The organism is Streptomyces sp. CB02058, assembly GCF_001905505.1.
Taxonomy (GTDB): Bacteria; Actinomycetota; Actinomycetes; order Streptomycetales; family Streptomycetaceae; genus Streptomyces.
This window is the reverse complement of sequence record NZ_LIPG01000005.1, coordinates 650,825-670,937: the sequence shown is the minus strand read 5'-3', so window position 1 is coordinate 670,937 and position 20,113 is coordinate 650,825. Positions and strand designations below refer to the sequence as shown.

At 71.8% G+C, this 20,113-nt stretch carries 15 protein-coding genes, 4 tRNA genes and 1 other RNA gene; 7 read left to right on the top strand and 13 right to left on the bottom strand.

The window, feature by feature from the left end; translation table 11 throughout:
• Window positions 1-13: 13 nt before the first annotated feature.
• From AMK10_RS27895 to purS, 6 genes are all read right to left on the bottom strand, one after another.
• Complete coding sequence (locus AMK10_RS27895; RefSeq protein WP_382564607.1) at window positions 14-841, bottom strand: META domain-containing protein; 828 nt, start codon at window positions 839-841, stop codon at window positions 14-16.
• A gap of 53 nt (window positions 842-894) precedes the next feature.
• Window positions 895-1,695: a maleylpyruvate isomerase family mycothiol-dependent enzyme gene (locus tag AMK10_RS27890; protein ID WP_073750901.1), complete on the bottom strand. Its 801-nt coding sequence runs from the start codon at window positions 1,693-1,695 to the stop codon at window positions 895-897.
• 77 nt (window positions 1,696-1,772) lie between these two features.
• Complete coding sequence (locus tag AMK10_RS38275; protein ID WP_241839692.1) at window positions 1,773-3,071, bottom strand: hypothetical protein; 1,299 nt, start codon at window positions 3,069-3,071, stop codon at window positions 1,773-1,775.
• A gap of 146 nt (window positions 3,072-3,217) precedes the next feature.
• A complete protein-coding gene (purL, locus tag AMK10_RS27880; RefSeq protein ID WP_073750900.1) occupies window positions 3,218-5,467 on the bottom strand; it encodes a phosphoribosylformylglycinamidine synthase subunit PurL in 2,250 nt (749 codons plus the stop codon).
• Entirely contained in the window at window positions 5,464-6,144 is a 681-nt protein-coding gene (gene purQ, locus AMK10_RS27875; RefSeq protein WP_073750899.1) for a phosphoribosylformylglycinamidine synthase subunit PurQ, read from the bottom strand. Before purQ ends, purL begins: the two co-directional genes overlap by 4 nt.
• Window positions 6,141-6,392: a phosphoribosylformylglycinamidine synthase subunit PurS gene (gene purS, locus AMK10_RS27870; RefSeq protein ID WP_033296931.1), complete on the bottom strand. Its 252-nt coding sequence runs from the start codon at window positions 6,390-6,392 to the stop codon at window positions 6,141-6,143. Before purS ends, purQ begins: the two co-directional genes overlap by 4 nt.
• 386 nt (window positions 6,393-6,778) lie before the next feature.
• On the opposite strand from purS, the gene AMK10_RS27865 reads away from it, so the two are divergent.
• The 6 genes from AMK10_RS27865 (at window position 6,779) to AMK10_RS27840 (ending at window position 10,003) form a co-directional block, all read left to right on the top strand.
• Window positions 6,779-7,114: a histone-like nucleoid-structuring protein Lsr2 gene (locus AMK10_RS27865; RefSeq protein ID WP_198959799.1), complete on the top strand. Its 336-nt coding sequence runs from the start codon at window positions 6,779-6,781 to the stop codon at window positions 7,112-7,114.
• Window positions 7,115-7,267: 153 nt separating this feature from the next.
• Window positions 7,268-7,339 (top strand) — tRNA-Gly (locus AMK10_RS27860).
• Window positions 7,340-7,418: 79 nt separating this feature from the next.
• A tRNA-Gly gene (locus tag AMK10_RS27855) sits at window positions 7,419-7,491 on the top strand.
• Window positions 7,492-7,928: 437 nt separating this feature from the next.
• Entirely contained in the window at window positions 7,929-9,284 is a 1,356-nt protein-coding gene (locus tag AMK10_RS27850; RefSeq protein WP_079180898.1) for a sensor histidine kinase, read from the top strand.
• Window positions 9,281-9,904 (top strand): response regulator transcription factor, encoded by a 624-nt coding sequence (locus AMK10_RS27845; protein ID WP_073750897.1) that lies wholly within the window; start codon window positions 9,281-9,283, stop codon window positions 9,902-9,904. Before AMK10_RS27850 ends, AMK10_RS27845 begins: the two co-directional genes overlap by 4 nt.
• A gap of 23 nt (window positions 9,905-9,927) precedes the next feature.
• Window positions 9,928-10,003, top strand: a tRNA-Gly gene (locus tag AMK10_RS27840).
• Between the two features lie 41 nt (window positions 10,004-10,044).
• Here the strand turns inward: AMK10_RS27840 and AMK10_RS27835 are convergent.
• The 6 genes from AMK10_RS27835 to ffs all read right to left on the bottom strand — a co-directional run bounded on the left by AMK10_RS27835 (window position 10,045) and on the right by ffs (window position 18,809).
• Window positions 10,045-10,971, bottom strand: a complete 927-nt coding sequence (locus AMK10_RS27835; RefSeq protein ID WP_073750896.1) for a phosphoribosylaminoimidazolesuccinocarboxamide synthase — start codon at window positions 10,969-10,971, stop codon at window positions 10,045-10,047.
• A 254-nt stretch (window positions 10,972-11,225) separates the two neighbouring features.
• The gene (locus tag AMK10_RS27830) at window positions 11,226-12,689 is read right to left on the bottom strand and encodes a N,N-dimethylformamidase beta subunit family domain-containing protein (protein WP_073750895.1); all 1,464 of its coding nucleotides are present in this window, start codon (window positions 12,687-12,689) and stop codon (window positions 11,226-11,228) included.
• 204 nt (window positions 12,690-12,893) lie between these two features.
• Window positions 12,894-14,624: a hypothetical protein gene (locus AMK10_RS27825; protein WP_073750894.1), complete on the bottom strand. Its 1,731-nt coding sequence runs from the start codon at window positions 14,622-14,624 to the stop codon at window positions 12,894-12,896.
• A gap of 322 nt (window positions 14,625-14,946) precedes the next feature.
• Window positions 14,947-16,200 carry a phosphoribosylamine--glycine ligase gene (purD, locus tag AMK10_RS27820; RefSeq protein ID WP_073750893.1) on the bottom strand — a complete coding sequence of 418 codons (1,254 nt, stop codon included), beginning with the start codon at window positions 16,198-16,200 and terminating at the stop codon, window positions 14,947-14,949.
• Between the two features lie 198 nt (window positions 16,201-16,398).
• Window positions 16,399-18,633 carry a DNA polymerase III subunit gamma and tau gene (locus AMK10_RS27815; protein ID WP_073750892.1) on the bottom strand — a complete coding sequence of 745 codons (2,235 nt, stop codon included), beginning with the start codon at window positions 18,631-18,633 and terminating at the stop codon, window positions 16,399-16,401.
• Window positions 18,634-18,714: 81 nt separating this feature from the next.
• Window positions 18,715-18,809, bottom strand: an RNA gene (gene ffs, locus AMK10_RS27810) — signal recognition particle sRNA small type.
• Window positions 18,810-18,942: 133 nt separating this feature from the next.
• Here ffs and AMK10_RS27805 point away from each other — a divergent pair.
• Window positions 18,943-19,030 (top strand) — tRNA-Ser (locus AMK10_RS27805).
• A 395-nt stretch (window positions 19,031-19,425) separates the two neighbouring features.
• Here AMK10_RS27805 and AMK10_RS27800 read toward each other — a convergent pair.
• Window positions 19,426-19,836, bottom strand: a complete 411-nt coding sequence (locus AMK10_RS27800; RefSeq protein WP_198959798.1) for a DUF4333 domain-containing protein — start codon at window positions 19,834-19,836, stop codon at window positions 19,426-19,428.
• Window positions 19,837-20,113: the final 277 nt, after the last annotated feature.

Here is a 20,113-nt window from a genome sequence, read left to right as displayed (position 1 = left end):
GCGGCGCCGGTGGTCAGTCCTCGGCCGCCGTGGCCGCCGCGGTGAGCCCCTCGCCGCTCTTCGCCGTGAGCGAGAGGGTGCGGTGATCGACGACGTACTCCGTCTTCCCCTCCAGCGCGGCGAGCAGCGCGCGTTCCAGCTTCATCTGCGGTCCCGGGCACATCTTCCTGGTGGAGGCGAGCGGACCGAAGGTGATCGTGGAGCCGGAGACCGCCGCCTTGCCGTGGAACGAGTTGCAGCCGAGGCTCCCCTCCACCGAGCCGTCCTCGGCGAAGGTGAGGCGCGCCTCGTCCTCCGTGCCCGCGGGGAGGGAGGAGGCGGTGCTTCCGGAGACCAGCCCGGTGACCTTCCACGCGGTACCGGCGAGCGGGGCCGGGGGCTCGGACGTCAGGGCGATGGAGTCGCCCTCCGCCGTGGTCAGGGTCAGTGTCTTCGCGTCCCCACTGCCGGCCACCGCGGCCTCCAGCTTCCCGCCGAGCACGCCGCCCAGCGCCGTCTCGAACCGCTGGACCTCCTTCTCGCACGCCATGCCCGTGGTCGTGCTCCGCCCAACGGTCACGGCGGTGCCGTCGACACGCACATCGGCGGAGAAGCGGTTGCAGCCCAGATTGCCGGTCGCCTTCCCCTCGGATCCGATCTCGACGTGGGCGCCCTCCGGAGCAGCGGTCTTCCTGCCGCCGACGGTCAGGGACGAGACGTTCCAGTGGACACCCGTCAGGGGCAGTTCGGTCCGTACGGTGCCGCTGCCGTCGCCGGACTCGGAGTCTCCGGATCCCGCTCCGGAGCCCGACTCCGTGCCGCAGGCGGCAAGAGTGAGAAGGGCCAGGACGCTGACAGCCATACGTTGTTTGCGCATGGCCCTGGGACGGATCGACCGGTCGATCCGGTTCCCCCTCAGCCCAACAGCGGCAGCAACGGGGCGAGGTCGGCCCGCTCACCACTCGCGCTGACCTGCGCCGCTTCGACCGCCTCCGTCCACCGCGCACGACCGGTCGCGAGCCGGATCCAGGTGAGCGGGTCCGTCTCCACGACGTTGGGCGGTGTGCCCCGGGTGTGCTTGGGGCCGCCGATGCACTGGACGACGGCGAAGGGCGGGACGCGCACCTCGACGGAGCCGCCGGGCGCCTTGTCCGCCAGCGCGTCGGCGAGCAGCCGGGTGCAGGCGGCGAGCGCCTGGCGGTCGTACGGGATGTCGAGGCCTGTCGCCCGGTGGAGGTCGTCGGTGTGGACGACGAGCTCGACGGTGCGGGTGACCAGGAAGTCGCCCAGCCGCATCGTCCCCGCCCCGGCCGTCACCAGCCGGTCGTCGAAACCGGCGGGCACCAGCTCCCTGAACCGTGCCTCCGTCTCCTCGTAGAGCGCGTCCAGGTCGGGCCGCTCCGCGGCGAGTTGCCGGGTGGAGTCGGCGATTCCCGCGGCCCTCCGGGCGGTGGAGAACGGCCACTCCAGCAGCGCGGTCTCCGGCTTGGGCCCCCCGGCCGGCACCGGGAGCTCCACGGCCCCGCTCACCCGGCCCAGGGCCATGGTCAGATGCGCCGCGAGCTCCCGCACCGTCCACTCCCCCAGCCCCGGCAGGGCGAGCTGCTCGGGCGTCAGGGACCGGACGGCTTCCCGTACGTGGGCGAACTGGGCCAGGACGGCGGTCCGTGTCCGGGCGAGGTCGTAGGCGCGAGGGCGCTTCTTGGCCGGTGGCATGAGGGCGAGACTAACCGGCGCCTGTGACAGTGCCCCCGCGCTCCGGGCGGGCCACCGGCCACCGGCCCGCCGCCCGTTCACCTCTTGGGGAAGTCCGCCGCGTCGGGGTGGACGGTGCCGGTGCAGCCCCGTCGCTCCGTCGCGTCGTCGACGTACGCCCTGAAGAGCGTCCGCAGCCGGTCGGCGGCTATCCGGTCGTACGGATAGGACACCCACATCACGTGCAGGGCCGGCCGGCCGGAGCAGACCGAGGAGGCCCACCAGATCTGCCCGGAGTCGGTGCCCGCCGTGCCCGGGGTGAGCTCGGTCGGCTGCTTGAAGTGCGCGGTGCGCAGCCCTCGCGTCCCGTCGCCGACATAGGTCTCGGTCTTCACCCACCAGGGGAAGTACGTCAGCACGTTGTCCAGCGACTGCGGATAGTCCGAGGTCTTCACGAAGCCCGGATAGATCCTGCGGGTCTCCTTCTCCCCCACCGTCAGCAGACAGGCGTCGTGGTCGCTCGCCTTCCCCGCCGGGGCGGCCAGCGCCCTGTCGGGGAGCTGCCCGCGCTCCTCGGTGGCGAGGAAGCGCTGGTACCAGGCGCAGGTGCCGCCCGTGCTCGCCGGGGCTCCGAACTCCGTCGCGGGCGCGGCGAGTGTGGCGGGCAGCTCCGGGAGCTCGGCCCGGCATCCCGTCCGCCCTGCGGCCCGGTCCGCCCCTTGGCGGGCGAGAACGGCGAGCGTGCGCCGGTCCTCGGGGGTGACGCGCTCGTCGTACTGGGCGACAGCCGACACCTCTATGGAGGAGAGGGCTCCGCCCTTCTCGCAGAGCGCCCGCGCCGTCACCTTGTACTCGTCGTACTCGCCCAGCCTGCCGTCGCCCAGCGGATGCGGGAGGGCGTGGTTCAGGACGGGCCCGGTGGTCCTGTCCTCGTCGCCGTACGGCCGGCGGAACGGCTCGTCGCTCGTCTCGTCGATCTCCGTCCGGTCCGCCTCGGTCTCGTCGGCTTCCGGCTCCGCCGAGCGCCGCAGGACGGCCATCGAGAAGTGCCCGTAGGTCGTTCCCGGCTCTCCGACCCTGTAGACCAGGCAGCCGCTGGACCGCTCGGCGAGATCGGTCTCGTACTCGTCGGAGATCTTGACCCGGTCGATCCCGCCGCCGTTCAGCCCGAGGACGGGGTCGGGATCGATGAGACCACCGCACGCCTCGGTGATGCGCCCACGGCTCTCGTCCCTGTCGCGGAGGTCGATGAACTCCTGCACGAAGGCCCAGATGCTCAGCCCGATGCCGACCACGGCGAGCACGCACAGCAGCTTGTTCACCACGTCGCGCCCGCGCCCGCGCTCGGGCAACGGCCGGGGCTCGCCCTCCGGTTGCGCACCGCGTGAATCGTCCATGCCCGTCCCCCCGTGCGCCCCCTGCGCAACGTTCCTCAAGCTATCAGCCGGTACCGACAGCCTCCTCGAAGGGAAGTCGGGGGCCGGAATCGCGAAGCCCCCGTCCGGTTCGACCGGACGGGGGCTCGCCACAAGCGGCGGGTGACTCAGGCGAACAGACCCTCCAGGGTCCCCTCGTGCGCCGTGCGCAGCTCGCTCAGCGGAATGCTGAACTCGCCCTGGATCTCGATCTCCTCGCCGTCCACGACACCGATGCGGGCGACGGGCAGACCCCGCGCGCCGCACATGTCGTTGAAGCGGAGCTCCTCGCTGCGCGGAATCGAGACGACCGCACGGCCGGCCGACTCCGAGAACAGGAAGGTGAACGCGTCCAGACCGTCCGGGACCACCAGCCGGGCACCCTTCCCGCCCCGCAGGCAGGACTCGGTGACCGCCTGGATCAGACCGCCGTCGGAGAGGTCGTGCGCCGCGTCGATCATGCCGTCGCGGGAGGCCGAGATGAGGATCTCGGCGAGCAGCTTCTCGCGGCCCAGGTCGACCTTCGGCGGCATACCGCCCAGGTGCTGGTGGACGACCTCGGACCACGCCGAGCCGCCGAACTCCTCGGCGGTGTCGCCCAGGAGGTAGAGCAGCTGGCCCTCTTGGGCGAAGGCGACCGGCGTGCGCCGGGTGACGTCGTCGATCACACCGAGCACCGCGACGACCGGCGTCGGGTGGATCGCCGTCTCCCCGGTCTGGTTGTACAGCGAGACGTTGCCGCCGGTGACCGGGGTGCCCAGCTCCAGGCAGCCGTCCGCGAGACCACGCGTGGCCTCGGCGAACTGCCACATGACGTCCGGGTCCTCGGGCGAACCGAAGTTCAGGCAGTCCGAGATCGCGAGCGGCTTGGCGCCGGAAGCGGCGACGTTGCGGTACGACTCGGCCAGCGCGAGCTGGGCGCCCGTGTACGGGTCGAGCTTGGCGTACCGGCCGTTGCCGTCGGTCGCCATGGCCACGCCCAGGTTCGACTGCTCGTCGATCCGGACCATGCCGGCGTCCTCGGGCATCGCGAGCACGGTGTTGCCCTGCACGAAGCGGTCGTACTGGTCGGTGATCCAGGACTTGGAGGCCTGGTTCGGGGAGCCGACCAGCTTGAGGACCTGCTCGCGCAGCTCCGCGCCGTTCGCCGGACGGGCCAGCTTGCCGGCGTCGTCGGCCTGGAGGGCGTCCTGCCAGGAGGGGCGTGCGAACGGCCGGTGGTACGTCGGGCCCTCGTGGGCCACGGACCGCGGCGGCACGTCCACGATCCGCTCGCCGTGCCAGAAGATCTCCAGCTGCGAGCCCTCGGTCACCTCACCGATGACCGTGGCGATGACGTCCCACTTCTCGCAGATCTCCATGAAGCGGTCCACGTGCTGCGGCTCGACGATCGCGCACATGCGCTCCTGCGACTCGCTCATGAGGATTTCCTCGGGCGAGAGGGAGGAGTCGCGCAGCGGCACGGTGTCCAGCTCGACGCGCATACCGCCGGAGCCCGCGGAGGCCAGCTCGGAGGTGGCACAGGAGAGCCCGGCGCCGCCGAGGTCCTGGATGCCCGCGACGAGCTTCTCCTTGAAGATCTCCAGGGTGCACTCGATGAGGAGCTTCTCCTGGAACGGGTCGCCGACCTGCACGGCGGGGCGCTTGGTGGGCTTGGTGTCGTCGAAGGTCTCCGAGGCCAGCACGGAGACGCCGCCGATGCCGTCGCCGCCGGTGCGGGCGCCGTAGAGGATCACCTTGTTGCCGGGCCCGGAGGCCTGGGCCAGGTGGATGTCCTCGTGCTTCATCACACCGATGCAGCCGGCGTTGACCAGCGGGTTGCCCTGGTAGCAGGCGTCGAAGACGACCTCGCCGCCGATGTTCGGCAGGCCGAGGCAGTTCCCGTAGCCGCCGATGCCGGCGACGATGCCCGGCAGCACCCGGCGGGTGTCGGGGTGGTCGGCCGCACCGAAGCGCAGCGGGTCGACGACCGCGATCGGGCGGGCACCCATGGCGAGGATGTCGCGGACGATGCCGCCGACGCCGGTGGCCGCGCCCTGGTAGGGCTCGATGTACGAGGGGTGGTTGTGCGACTCGACCTTGAAGGTGACCGCGTACCCCTGGCCGACGTCGACGACACCGGCGTTCTCGCCGATCCCGACGAGCATGGCGTCGTTCTCGGGGACCTTCTCGCCGAACTGCTTGAGGTGGACCTTGCTGCTCTTGTAGGAGCAGTGCTCGGACCACATCACGGAGTACATGGCGAGCTCGGCGCCGGTGGGACGGCGGCCCAGGATCTCGCGGATCCGGGCGTACTCGTCCTCCTTGAGGCCGAGCTCCTTCCAGGGCTGTCCGGCGTCCGGGGTTTCGGCCGCGTGCTTGACCGTGTCCAGGCTCATGCGTTGACCAGCTTCTTGATGATCGAGGTGAAGAAACCCAGGCCGTCGGTGCGACCGGTGCCGATCAGCGGCTCGACGGCGTGCTCCGGGTGCGGCATCAGACCGACGACGTTGCCCGCGGCGTTCGTGATGCCGGCGATGTCGCGCAGCGAGCCGTTCGGGTTGACGTCGGCGTAGCGGAACGCGACGCGGCCCTCGGCCTCCAGCTCGTCGAGCGTGCGCTCGTCGGCGGTGTACCGGCCGTCCACGTTCTTCAGCGGTACGGAGATCTCCTGGCCCGCCGTGTAGTCCGAGGTCCAGGCCGTCTCCGCGTTCTCCACCCGCAGCTTCTGGTCGCGGCAGATGAAGTGGAGGTGGTTGTTGCGCAGCATCGCGCCGGGCAGCAGGTGTGCCTCGGTCAGGATCTGGAAACCGTTGCAGATACCGAGGACCGGCATGCCGGCCTTCGCCTGCGCGATGACGGTCTCCATCACCGGCGAGAAACGCGAGATGGCGCCGGCGCGCAGATAGTCGCCGTAACTGAATCCGCCCGCCAGGATCACCGCGTCGACCTGGTGGAGGTCCTTGTCGCGGTGCCAGAGGGATACGGGTTCGGCACCCGCGATCCGCACGGCCCGGAGGCTGTCCTGGTCGTCGAGCGTGCCGGGAAAAGTGACGACTCCGATACGGGTGGTCACTTCTCCTCCTCCACCTTGACGGTGAAGTCCTCGATGACTGTGTTGGCGAGGAAGGTCTCCGCCATCTCGTTAATACGGGCGAGGGCGGCATCGTCGACCGGCCCCTCGACCTCGAGCTCGAAACGCTTTCCCTGACGAACGTCCGCGATTCCGTCGAAGCCGAGACGGGGCAGTGCGCGCTGCACAGCCTGTCCCTGCGGGTCGAGGATCTCCGGCTTGAGCATGACGTCGACTACGACGCGTGCCACTGGCACTCCCGGTGGTGTGGTGCGGCTGTGTCTCCGAGGGGTTCCCCAGATCCCCGCGGGTCCACTCAGCGTACCTGGCCAGAAATTCTACGCGGGTAGATATCGAGCACCTCCGATCACGCCGTGATAACGGACCCGGACAACACACAGGGAAAGCCCAGGAAAAAAATCTTCACCCGGATTGCACGCAGGCACACGGAGGCAACACGCGGATGTAATTGAGCGGGCTTCACAATGCGCCTCCCGCCGCTGTACAAATGAATACCGGGGAAAGCACGATTGCCCCGGAACAGTCGACACCCGTCGATCCGTATCCGCCCAGCCGCCGGAAGGCCGGCATCAGCGCATGTCAGACGCGACGGTGCCGCAGGAAAGGACCGATATCCGTGGCTCAGCGTGTAGTGGTGACGCTCTCCGACGACATCGACGGGGGAGAAGCGGCGGAAACGGTCACCTTCGCCCTGGACGGGAAGTCGTACGAGATCGACCTCAATCCCGCCAACGCAAAGAAACTGCGCAAGACACTGGCTCCGTACGTGGCGGCCGGCCGAAAGCAGACAAATACCGGCAAGCGCGGCAAGGCGCCGGTGTCGTACCACCACACCTCGCTCGCGCCCGACCCCGCGGCCGTGCGCGCGTGGGCCCGCTCGCACCGGATGGAGGTGCCGGCCCGCGGCCGGATCCCCAAGAAGGTCTACGAGGCGTTCCAGGCCGCCAGTTGAAGGTGACGCCCGGAATGTTCTCTTCCGGTTTCCCGTGGACGGGACCCCCGGGGCGACGCCCCGGGGAGCCGACTTGCACAACACCCCCGCTGGTCGGCTAGAGTCTGGAGCACGCCGAAGGGCAAGGCCGAAAAGCCGGGTCCGACGCAGCGTGCGGGTGTAGTTCAGTAGTAGAACATCCCCCTTCCAGGGGGAAGGCGCAGTGTGCAATTCCTGTCACCCGCTCTGCACTGCCTTACCGATCCACTCAGTGGATCAGGTAGAGTAGTGAGCGCTCCACCGGTGAAAGCCGAGTGGCAGCAATGCGGACGTAGCTCAGTTGGTAGAGCGCAACCTTGCCAAGGTTGAGGTCGCCAGTTCGAACCTGGTCGTCCGCTCTTGATTCAAAGGCCCCGGTCGATTTTCGACCGGGGCTTTTGGCGTTTCCGCTGATTCCCATGACGTTTGTCATGAGCAGTGATGACGGCGCGCACTGCCCCCGGCCGTGCTCCGACGGAAGTCTGGAGACATGACCAGCGACGGCATTCCCCTCCCGGAAACCCGCGCCGCCCTCGTCGTCGACGCGGTACGACGGCGTCGCGCGGGCGGCCACGAGGCAGTGAGCGGGATCTCGTGCTCCGCGGCACCGGGTGAGCTCTTCGCCCCGCCCGGCACGGACGGAGCCGGAAGGACCCCCGCGTCCGAGCCGCTGAAGGACCGGCCCGCCCCGATGGCGGTACGGTCCGCGCTGGGCCACGCCCCCGTACCGCGAGCGGGCGGCGGTCCGGCGGAGTCACCGCAGGGGGTACGAACGGCGCAAGGGGAGGCTGGGGACATGGCAGAGGTGACGACGGGCCGGCGGCCGGGGGAGATACGGCGATGGGCCCGGCCGAAGGCGTTTCGGGCCGGGCGGGCCACGAAGACCGACACGGCGAAGGTCGAGCTCTACACGCGCGCCACCTTCCAGATGATGGCGGGCATCGAGTTCGGGGGGCTGGCCGTGCCCCTTCTCTTCGGCGACCGGCGGCCTTCCGACGTCTGGCTGTTCCTGCTGCTCCTCGCCCACTCCGCCATGTGCGCCGTGATGTCCTCCAGGGGACTCGACCTGCGGCTGGGACACCGGGAGAACCCGGTCCGCCTGACCGCGGCCGCCGCCGCCCTGACGGGCGCCTGCCTCCTGGCGTGTGTCCTGCTCCTCGACACCGGGGCGATCTCCGAGACGGACGACTTCGGCGTCCTGCTGATGGGATTCGCCGCCTTCGGCCTGGGCTCGCTCTCCCTCGGTCTGCCGACCACGGGCGCACGGGTGTGGCTGGTGCTCGGCGCGGCCACCGGCACCTCCGTCTTCACGGCGGCGCTGGGCATGGGATGGCGGCAGACCTGGCTGAACTTCACCGGCGTCTCCGCCGCGGGAGCGCTGTTCGTCGCCACGTACGTCTTCTCGGCCTGGCTGGCCGGTGTCGTACGGCAGTTGGACGCCGCCCGCGAACTGGAGACCCGCGTCGCGGTCGCGGAGGAACGGCTGCGGTTCGGGCGGGACATGCACGACGTGATGGGGCGCAACCTCGCGGTGATGGCCCTGAAGAGCGAACTCGCCGTCCAGCTCGCCGAGCGCGGAAGGCCCGAGGCCGTGTCGCAGATGGCCGAGGTCCAGCGGATCGCGCAGGAGTCCCAGCGCGAGATCCGCGACATCGTGCGCGGCTACCGGGAGGCCGGCCTGCGCACCGAACTGGAAGGCGCGCTGGGCGTGTTGAAGGCCGCCGGGATCGACTGCACGGTCCACGGCGTCGGCGACGACCTGAGCACAGCGCTCCCCGGAGACGTCCAGTCCGCCCTGGGATGGGTGGTGCGGGAAGCGACGACGAACGTACTGCGGCACGGCGATCCCCGGAGCTGTGCCATCCGCCTCTCGACGGCGGAGCTGCCCGGGGGAACCCAGGAGGTGGTTCTGATGGTGCAGAACGACGGTGTGCCCGAACCGGCCGGGCCCGCGGGCGGGAACGCCGGTCGCCGCCCGGCGCCCGGAACGGGGCTGGCCGGTCTGCGGGAGCGGCTGGCCGCGCACGACGGCACGCTCGAGGCGGGCCCGGTCCCCGGATCGGACCGCTTCCGGCTCACGGCACGGGTGCCGCTGCCGGACCGTGACCGCTCCCCCGCTCGTCCCGCCGGCCGTGAGGACGGCACCGCATGACCACCGGACGGGGCCCCGTGCGGGTCCTCCTCGCCGACGACGAGCACCTGATCCGCGGCGCACTGGCCGCGCTGCTCGCACTGGAGGACGACATCGTGCTGGTCGCCGAGGCCGCGACCGGGCCCGAGGCACTCGCGATGGCGCTGGCGCACCGGCCCGATGTGGCGGTCCTCGACCTGGAGATGCCCGGGGCGGACGGTGTGAAGGTCGCCACATCGCTGCGGACCGGACTGCCCGGCTGCCGGACCATGATCGTGACGAGTCACGGCAGGCCCGGCCATCTGAAGCGGGCCCTCGAAGCGGGCGTCCGGGCGTTCGTGCCGAAGACACTCAGCGCCCGGCGGCTCGCCGAGATCATCCGCGCCGTGCATGCGGGAAACCGCTATGTGGACCCGGAGTTGGCCGCCGACGCCATCTCCGCCGGGGACTCCCCGCTGACCGCCCGGGAGGCCGAGGTGCTGGAGCTGGCGGCGGACGGGGCGCCCGTGGCCGAGATCGCCGAGCGCGCCTCCCTGTCCCAGGGCACGGTGCGCAACTACCTGTCGGCCGCGGTCTCCAAACTCGGTGCGGAGAACCGTCATGCGGCAGTGCGTCTCGCACGGGAGAGAGGTTGGGTATAGTAGGCATCGCGCTTCGGCGCAGTGCGAACGTAGCTCAGCTGGTAGAGCGCAACCTTGCCAAGGTTGAGGTCGCGAGTTCGAACCTCGTCGTTCGCTCCACTCAGGAAGGCCCCGGTCCCCAGGACCGGGGCCTTCCGCCGTCACACGCCCTGGGCCGGCCAGCTGGTGCCGGTCAGAAGCTCGTACGCGTCCAGGTACTTGGCCCGGGTCGCGTCGACGATCTCCTGCGGGAGCGCCGGGGGCGGCTGCTCGCTGTGGCGGTCCCAGCCGGAGGCCGGCGAGGTCAGCCAGTCACGCACGAACTGCTTGTCGTACGAGGGCTGCTGCCTGCCCGGCTCCCAGGTCTCGGCCGGCCAGAAGCGCGAGGAGTCCGGGGTCAGCACCTCGTCCGCGATGATCAGCTCCTCGCCGCCGTCGGCGGTGGGTGCGAAGCCGAACTCGAACTTCGTGTCGGCCAGGATGATCCCGCGCTCACGGGCGATGTCCCGGGCCCGGGCGTAGACGTCCAGCGTCGTCCGGCGCAGCAGGGCAGCGGTCTCGGGGCCGACCTCGCGGGCGACCTCCTCGTACGACACGTTCTCGTCGTGATCGCCGACCGCGGCCTTGGTGGCCGGGGTGAAGATCGGCGCAGGGAGCTCGGAACCGTCGACGAGGCCCTCGGGGAGACCGAGGCCGCAGACCGTGCGGCTCGCGTCGTACTCGATCAGGCCGGAGCCGGTCAGATAGCCGCGCGCCACGCACTCGACCTGGACCATCCGCAGCGAACGGCAGATCAGGGTACGGCCCGCCCAGTCGGCGGGCGCACCGGCCGGAAGGTCCGTCGACAGCACGTGGTTGGGGACGAGATCGGCGAGCTGGTCGAACCACCACAGCGACAGCTGGGTGAGCACGCGGCCCTTGTCCGGGATCTCGGTGGGCAGGACCCAGTCGTACGCGGAGATGCGGTCGCTGGCGACCATCACGAGGTCGCCCGCCTCGTTCCTGTACAGGTCGCGCACCTTGCCGGTGTGCAGATGGGTGAGCCCCGGCACCTGCACAGGCTCGGGCTTTTCTACGAAACCGGACACGCTGCCTCCGCGTAGGTTGATCCAGGAGTCGTTCCGATTGTCCCGCATGCGAAGAGGCCGCGCCGACAGGGGTCGCCAGGTGGACAGGGGTGGGCGGGCCCGGGAACCCTCACGGACGGCGAGCCGCCCGTACGCCTCCTGGTTCCGCTTGCCGGTCCCGGCCCGCTCGCGATCCGGAGGCGTGGTCTCTCGACTGCCGCTCGCCGGTCCCGGGCCCCGGAGGCTCGCCCGTGCGCGATCCGGGCGAGGCCCCGTCAGTCCCGCTTGCAGATCCGGTCGAGCAGGTTGGCCGTGGCCCGCTGGATCCGGGCGTCGACATGGCCGGGCCGGTCCAGCGCCGGGGACCAGGCGAAGGTGCCCGAGGCGAAGACGAGCGCGCCCGACGGGGCGCGGTAGAGGGAGGTCTCCTGGTGCCGGGTGGCCCCGTCGCCGTCGGCGTACGGGGAGTGCGCGAGCAGCATGCGGTTCTCGTGCTCGGGCAGCGTCGTGCGCGGGAAGTAGCGGTCGGCCTCGCCGGCGACCAGGCCGTCGATCTCGTCGCCCTCACCGGCTCCGGTGGCCTCCCAGAGCCAGTGCCCGGCGTTCCGCACGACCAGAGGATGGGGCTCGGGGACCCGCCCGGCGTACTGGATGCCCAGCAGCTGCTGTTCGGCCCGGTCGATCTCGCGCCACAGGGCCGGCTTCCCGGGGCCCCGGCGCTTGCGGCAGGTGAGCAGACGGTCGGGGACGCCCGAGGGCGACGGGCCGAGCCCGACCTGCCAGTACATGGTGTTGGCCGAGAGGAAGACCAGCGAGGTGCCGGTGTCCCGGGCGAGCTCGGCGGTGCGGCGCATGGGCACCGACCAGTACTCGTCGTGGCCGGGGAAGACCAGGCCCCTGTAGCGGCTCGGGTCGACGCGGCCGGCGTGCAGATCGCGGGCGTCGGCGTACGCGAGGTCGTAGCCGTAGCGCTCGGCCCAGCGGATGAAGTCGTAGGCGTGGCCGACGTGGAGGGGGAGGCCGGCGCCGGCGTAGGGACGGTCGAAGGAGATGGTGGCGGCGGCGTCCTCCTCGCCCAGCAGCCGGCCCTGCTCGTCCCAGGCGTGGTAGAGGCTGGCCCCCGTACGGCCGTCCTCCGGGTAGAGGTTGTACGCCTGCCAGGTGATGTCCGGGAGCAGGAGCAGCAGGTCCGCCGGGTGGTCGTCGCGCACCGTGAAGGGGACGTGCGAGCGGTATCCGTCGGCGGTGGTGAGGACGGCCACATACGCTCCGACCGACCAGTAGCTGGGGATCTGCAAGCGCCAGGAGAGCCACCAGTGGTGGCAGGAGACCGTCCGCTCGGCGGTCAGCGGCGGCGGCTGGACGATGCCGGAGAGACGCGGGCTGGTGGTGATCTTCGCGGCGCCGTCGCCCCCGTAGTGCCCGATGCGGTAGACGTCCACGGAGAACTGCTGGGGCGGGTCCACGGTGATGTGGAAGTCGATGGCCTCGCCGGGGGCCGCGGCGCCGGGCGAGGCGAAGCCCTTGATCTGCTGGTGCACGTCGTCGGCGGTGCGCGTGCCGCCGCCCGTTCCGCTGCGGCCCAGCTCCGGAGCGGCGTACCAGGGGACGACCTGGCCGGTGTCGTCGAAGTAGTTCTCGCTGCCGCGCAGCCAGGGCAGCGGGCCCTGCCCGAAGGGGTCGCTCACGGCGTGCGCGAGGGCACCGGATTCCCATCGCCGGATCTGATCCGCCCCCATCCCGCTCCCCTCCCTCGTCCCCGACAGCTGTAGGGCGTCGGATGCCGGCGCCTCTTCACAGCACATCACATAACGCACGCACTCCGTCACCGTTCGTCGCGAATTGGCGTGAGCGGAGCGAAATCTTCCGGGTATCAGGCGCACATCCGGGACATTTCGCCGCCTGTATGGACGTACGGTCGTGCAACTGGCGCTCGTCCGCCGTCACCCCAGGCGTACGGGTTTGTCCGTGCGCACGCCCACCGCGGTGAGCCAGGTCCGCAGCGGCTCCGCGTCGCCGTCCTCGACGAGGCTGAGCACGGGGGCGCCCAGGTCCGACCTGCGTCCGCCGTCGACCAGCAGGGCGGGGCCGTCGAGCCAGTCGAGGCCCGGGGCGGCTCCGGCCGTGTCCACGGCCGCACAGCAGACCATCGCCACCACATGGTCGGCGAGCAGCTCGGTGCCCGTGCGCGGCGGCTGGAGGGGGAAGAGCGGAAGCGGGACGGGGCCCCAGAGGTCGAGGGGGTCGCCGGCGGCGGGCGGAGTCGCCGCCGGGGAGCCGTCGGAGCCGCCGGTCCGTGGACGCGGCGCCTCGCTCGCCTCGTCGCGGGCGACGGCCGCGCCGATCCCGGCCGCGAGCGCCTCACTGTTGGCGCCCGGTGCGGCGAGGTGGTCTATGACCCGTGCCAGCGTGGGCACGGCGGAGCCGTCGGCACCCTGGGCGGGCCCGCCCACGGAGACGCTCGCGGCCACCCCCAGGGCGTCGAGCACGCGGTGCAGGCGGGCGGCCTCCGTACGCCACTTCCGGTCCACGACCTCTTCCGGATACTGCTGCCAGTCCACCGGGGACCAGCCGGGGCCCGCCTCGGCCGGACCGCCGTGGAAGAGCCGCGCGGCGAGCAGCGAGGCCGCCTCGTCGGCCGCGCCGGGCTCCTCGATCAGATCGCAGGCGGGGCGCTCCCCCAGCCGGGAGGTGAAGCCGTCGGCCAGCCGGTCGCGCCGGGAGAGCTCGGTGAGCGCGGAGACGACGCCCGCGTCGAGCCGGGAGGGCCAGCGGCCCATCCGCCAGGCGGGCAGGGCGACCCGGGTCAGCAGCCGGTCCCAGCCGGCGTACGCCAGGCCGACCTGTTCCTGGGCGACGATGCGCAGCCCGTAGTCCACACCCTGGGCGCGCCCCGAGGCCGCGGCGGCGACGCAGCGCTCCATCTCGGCGGCGTGACCGCGACACCCGCGCAGCATCAGCCGGGCGACCCACCCCACGAAGGCCGCGGGAATCCCGCGTACGCGCCCCCGGCCCGGCTGGTCGGCGTCGGCGACGGCGGCGTCCAGACCGCGGACGAAGCGGCGGGCGGCGGCTATGTCGGGGTGCGCGGAGGGGCCGGTGCCCGCGACGACCGGGGCGAGCACCGCCCGCAGCTCGGCGACCCGCATCCACCACAGGAAGGGGGAGCCGATGACGAGCACCGGGGCTGCCGGGACACGACGGCCGCGCCCGGCACCGGTCAGCTCCCGGGCCAGATCCTTGGCCTTCGGCTGGGTCGCGGGGTGCGTACGGTCCTCCAGCCAGCTGTCGCAGTCCGGGGTCAGCGCTATGGCGGAGGGCGCCGGGACGTCGAGCCGGTCGGCGAGGTCGCGGACCAGCCGGTAGAGATCGGGGGCCGCCGCCTCCGTGAGGGGCACGGTCGGACTGACTGCGGGCCTGGCCCGCGCCACCGCGACGGCCACCCCCGCGCCGATCAGCAGGACCACCACGGCGCAGACCGTGACAGCCCAGCTCACCGTCGACCACACGCCCCCGCCGATGCGCCCCTGTGCCTGGGCGACGAGCAGCACGACGGCCGCGCCCGCCGGCAGGATCGCCAGCGCGGTGGCTCTGCTGCGGATGCGCAGCAGAGCCATGGCCCTGGCCCGCGCTGCGTGCGCACCCAGCTCCTCAACCGAACCGGTACCGGACACGGCTGGACGTCACCCCCTCTGCCCCCGCGACGGTGTTGGTCACTCCCCCACTGTGGCACCCGGCACCGACATCGCAATGCCGGTGGGCCAAGTGCCGGAACGCTTGCGCCGCACCCTAGTTGGGGCCCCGGCGGGCGTCATCCGGATGGCCGAGTCGTCACCCGATGGAATGGCTTTGGGCAAAGCTGCTGACGCGCCGGTGAACTGTGCTCCGGTGATACGGGACCGCACCCCCGGGCCCTTCGCGGGGCCTCCGGACACGCCTGTGCCCGGCGCCTCCGGAGGGAGCGCCGGGCACGGGCCGACGGGGCTGCGGGAGGCGTCAGGCCTCCTCGGCGGCCTTGCGCGCGATGTCCGTACGGTGCTGGGAACCGTCGAGCCGGATCCGGCCGAGCGCCGTGTAGGCCCGGTCCCGGGCCTGCGCGAGGTTCTTGCCGGTCGCCGTGACCGAGAGCACACGGCCTCCGGCGCTGACGACGGTGTCGCCGTCCTGCCGGGTGCCGGCGTGCAGGACGAACGCGTGGGGTTCATCCTTGGCCGCCACATCCGCGAGGCCCTCGATCGGGTCTCCCGTCCGGGGCGTGTCCGGGTAGTTGTGCGAGGCGATGACCACGGTGACCGCGGCGTCGTCGCGCCAGTTCAGCGCGGGCACGACGTCCAGGGTGCCGTTGGCCGCACCGAGCAGGACCCCGGCCAGCGGGGTCTTGAGCCGGGCCAGGACGACCTGCGTCTCCGGGTCGCCGAAGCGGGCGTTGAACTCGATGACCCGTACACCGCGCGAGGTGATCGCGAGGCCCGCGTAGAGCAGCCCGGAGAACGGCGTACCCCGCCGGCGGAGCTCGTCCACGGTCGGCTGCAGGACGGTCTGCATGACCTCGTCGACCAGCTTCGGGTCGGCCCACGGCAGCGGGGAGTACGCGCCCATGCCGCCGGTGTTCGGACCCTCGTCGCCGTCCAGGGCGCGCTTGAAGTCCTGGGCGGGCTGGAGGGGCAGCACCGTGGTGCCGTCGGTGATCGCGAAGAGGCTCACCTCGGGGCCGTCGAGGAACTCCTCGATGACCACACGGTCGCAGGCCAGGGCGTGGGCGCGGGCGGCTTCGACGTCGTCCGTGACGACGACGCCCTTGCCGGCCGCGAGGCCGTCGTCCTTGACGACGTACGGAGCGCCGAAGGCGTCGAGTGCCTCGTCGATCTCGGCGGGCGTCGTGCAGACGTAGCTGCGGGCGGTCGGGACGTTGGCACCGGCCATGACGTCCTTGGCGAACGCCTTGGAGCCCTCCAGCTGGGCGGCCTCACGGGAGGGGCCGAAGCAGGGGATGCCGACGGCGCGCACGGCGTCGGCGACACCGGCGACAAGCGGTGCCTCCGGGCCGACGACCACCAGCTCGGCGCCCAGCTCGGTGGCGAGGCGCGCGACGGCGTCACCGTCGAGTGCGTCGACCGGGTGCAGTTCGGCCACCTCCGCGATTCCGGCGTTGCCGGGGGCGCAGTACAGAGAGGTGACATCGGGGTCGAGGGAGAGAGAGCGGCACAGGGCGTGTTCGCGGGCGCCGCCGCCGATGACGAGGACCTTCACGGGGTGCAGCCTAGCCGCCGGGGGCCTCGGGCCTCGACGGGCGCCGGTCCGTGGACAGCTCGGGGGACGGGCCGGGGCTCTCCCCTGGTGGTCGGGACCCCTGGTGGTCGGGGACCTCTGATGGTCAGGGACTCGTCGCGACCCACGCGCGGAAAGGGACGCGCCACCGTCCCTTCGTGGAACGCCACTCGCCGCCCGTCACTCGTTGGTGAACTCCTCGACCACCGTGGCGCCCAGCTCGCGGACGATCAGGTCGTGCCCGGAGAGCGCGGAGTCGACCAGGTCGGGATCGTCCGCCTCGGCGGTGTCGTCCTCGGGCGCGACCGAACGAGGCGGTTCCGGGGCCGCCACCCTGTCGTACGAGGACTGCTCGGGCTGCCCGCCCTGCTGGGGCGAGGACTGCCCGCCGGGCGGCGGAGCCTGCGGGGCCGGGGCGGGCCGGGGCTCGTACGACGGAGCCGGCGGGGCGGGCGGGGGCTGGTAGGGAGCGGCCGGGGGCCTGCCTCCGCCGCCGCCACCGGTCTGCGGGGGCGTTCCGCCGCCGCCGGACGGGTCGACGACCGCGTCCACCCGCCAGGTGGCGTTGAACTGCTCGGCGAGCGCCTGCTTCAGCACTTCCTCGCTGCCGCTGCTGGAGAAGGTGTCGCGGGCTCCGGCGTTGAGGAAACCGAGCTGGAGTGTGCTGCCGTCGAAGCCTGTGACCTGGGCGTTCTGGCTGAGCAGGATCCAGGTGAACCGGCGGCGGTTCTTCACGGCCTCCAGGATGTCCGGCCACATGTTCCGCACCTGGGCCGCGCCCTGGGCCATGCCCGGCCCGCCCGGCGCGGGCGCCTGCGCGGCGGGGGCCGGGGCGGCCTGGACGGGGGGAGGCGCGGGCGCCTGTGCCTGCGGTGCGGCCGTCGGGCCGCTGCCGGGCGCGGAAGCGGTCGGCCAGCCACCGGGCCGCCGCGCGGGCTCGGCCGCGCCACTGCCGGCTCCGGCCGCCGCGGGCCACGCCCCGGGACGCTGCCCGGCGGGCTGCTGGGGGGCGGCCGGCTGGGGGGCGGGTGACGCCTCCTGCGGCGCGGCGGGCTCGGCGGCCATGGGCGCCCTGGGTACGTCCTCGACGGGGGCCGCCACCGGGGCCGCCTCGCCCCGGGCCGCGGCACGGGCCGCTGCGGGACCTCCGCCGGGCCCTCCCACGGGGCCGGTGCCGGGCAGCCCGGCGGAGGGGCCATGGGCCTCCGGCCCCGGCACGTACCCCATGGCGGGGCCCGGCCCGGCCGTGGCGAAGGACGCGCCGCGCTCCAGCCGGTCGAGCCGGGCCTGGAGCGAACGCTCGTCGTCGAACGCGGCGGGCAGCAGCACCCGGGCGCAGATCAGCTCCACCTGGAGCCGCGGCGAAGTGGCCCCGCGCATCTCGGTGAGGCCCTCGTTGACCAGATCGGCGGCACGGCTGAGCTCCGCGGCGCCGAACACGGACGCCTGGGCCTGCATCCGCTCCACCACATCGGCGGGCGCGTCGATGAGCCCCTTCTCCCCGGCATCCGGCACCGCGGCCAGGATCACCAGGTCACGCAGCCGCTCCAGCAGGTCGGCGACGAAGCGCCGCGGGTCGTTCCCGCCCTCGATCACCCGGTCCACGACCTCGAAGGCCGCCGCCCCGTCGCCAGCCGCGAAGGCGTCCACGATCGAGTCCAGCAGGGACCCGTCCGTATATCCGAGGAGCGAGGTCGCCATGGCGTATGTCACACCGTCGTCGCCCGCTCCGGCGAGCAGCTGGTCCATGACGGACATCGAGTCACGCACGGATCCCGCACCGGCCCGCACCACGAGCGGCAGCACCCCGTCCTCGACGAAGCTGTTCTCCTTGCCGCACACCTCCGCGAGATAGCCGCGCAGCGTCCCGGGCGGGACCAACCGGAAGGGGTAGTGGTGCGTACGCGAGCGGATCGTCCCGATGACCTTCTCGGGCTCGGTGGTCGCGAAGATGAACTTCAGATGCTCCGGCGGCTCCTCGACCACCTTCAGCAGGGCGTTGAACCCTGCCGGGGTGACCATGTGCGCCTCGTCGATGATGTAGATCTTGTACCGGCTGGAAGCGGGCCCGAAGAAGGCCTTCTCCCGCAGGTCACGGGCATCGTCCACACCACCGTGCGACGCGGCGTCGATCTCGATGACGTCGATCGAACCCGGCCCGTTGCGCGCCAGGTCACGGCAGGACTGGCACTCCCCGCACGGGGTCGGCGTGGGCCCCTGCTCGCAGTTCAGACAGCGCGCGAGGATGCGCGCACTGGTCGTCTTCCCGCAGCCGCGCGGCCCGCTGAACAGGTACGCGTGATTGACCCGGTTGTTCCGCAGGGCCTGCTGCAGCGGGTCAGTGACATGCTCCTGACCGATGACCTCGGCGAAGGACTCGGGGCGATAGCGGCGGTACAGCGCAAGGGACGACACACATACGAGGTTATCGGGGCGGACCGACAACCGGTCCCGCCCCGGGAGCGAGCGCCCGGTGGGAAACCACACCCCGGACACGCAAGGGCCCCCCACGCACCCGCCAGAGCCAACCTACCCTTGCTGCCTTCCGGCCCTGGGGGAGTTCAGTCAGATAGCGCCACGTGAGGGGCTGACGCCCACCTTAACCGATCCCAGCCCCCCGCCGTCCACCCTCACCCCCGCTCCGGCCCTCCGGGAGGACGGTCCGGAACGATCTACGGGGAACGTGTTCGCGAGCACCCTCCAACGTCTTGTATTGTTTGCGGCGGAGGATTCGCCTAGTGGCCTAGGGCGCACGCTTGGAAAGCGTGTTGGGGGCAACCCCTCACGAGTTCGAATCTCGTATCCTCCGCCATTGCTCTCACCGGGCAATACGTCGAAGGCCCCCGCAGCTCGCTGCGGGGGCCTTCGACGTTGCCGACGATCTTCGACCGCATGTGTCCACGCGGGCCGGGGTTCCCGGTCGATCAGGGAGGCGGTGCGGCCCTTCGCGACCCACAGGGGCGTGATGGGCCGGATGTTTTACCGCACGGCGTCGGCCGGGCAACGTGCACGCTGCTCGGGCTCAGGTGGTGCGGTTATGAATCCCAGGTGCCTAAGGCAGACCGCCGGTGTATCTCCGACGCCCTCGTCACCGGCGTGACCACGACGCGGTCCAGGGGGATCCGGGACGAGGGACACCTCAGGTTCGGCCCCGGCGAACCGGAGGGGCCGCCCCTCACCTGTTCATCGGCTTCCGGGTCGTCGTGATCACTGGGTGCTTTCGTCGACCTTGAAGTTGTAGTTGACCTGCTTGCCGTTGACCGCGGTGGCCGTGACCGTGATGCCGAGCGTGTCGCTGCCGGCGTTGAGTTCGCAGCGGATCGTGGCGCCGACCCGGGCCGGCAGGTGCTCGGGGCAGGTGACCTTGTCGGGACGCTTGCCGGTGTCCGCGGCGAGCTTGTCGGAGATCGTCTGCGCGACCCGTGCCTTGTGGACTGCTCCGCCCTCGTTGACGCCCGTGTTCTCGGGCGCCGTGGGGTCGCCGGCGGGCGGTGTCGACTCCTCCGCCGGCGCCTCGGCGGCCGGGCTCTCCTCGGCGGGCGCGTCCGTGCCGGCCGTCGTCGGGTCCTTCTTCTCCGCGTCGCCGATGCTGAAGGAGCATCCGCTGACGAGAAGCACCGTCAGTGCACCCAGTGCCGCTGCGGCCCCAAGCCTCTTGCTACGCGCTGTGTTCCGCATTCTTCCTCGCTTGTTCGTGGTGATGACGGTGCGGTCGTGCTTGACGCGACGATCGCAACTCCCTTTTCACTGGGTGGAGATCACGTCGTTGAGTGCCAGGGAGGTTCTTGAGGAACTCTCTGCCCGGGATCATGTCCTTGCCCTGTTGGGGATTTCCGCAGAGCGCCACCCTGCTCCTCGTGCTTCCGGCGTGCGGGGTGCCGAGCGTGACGACGTC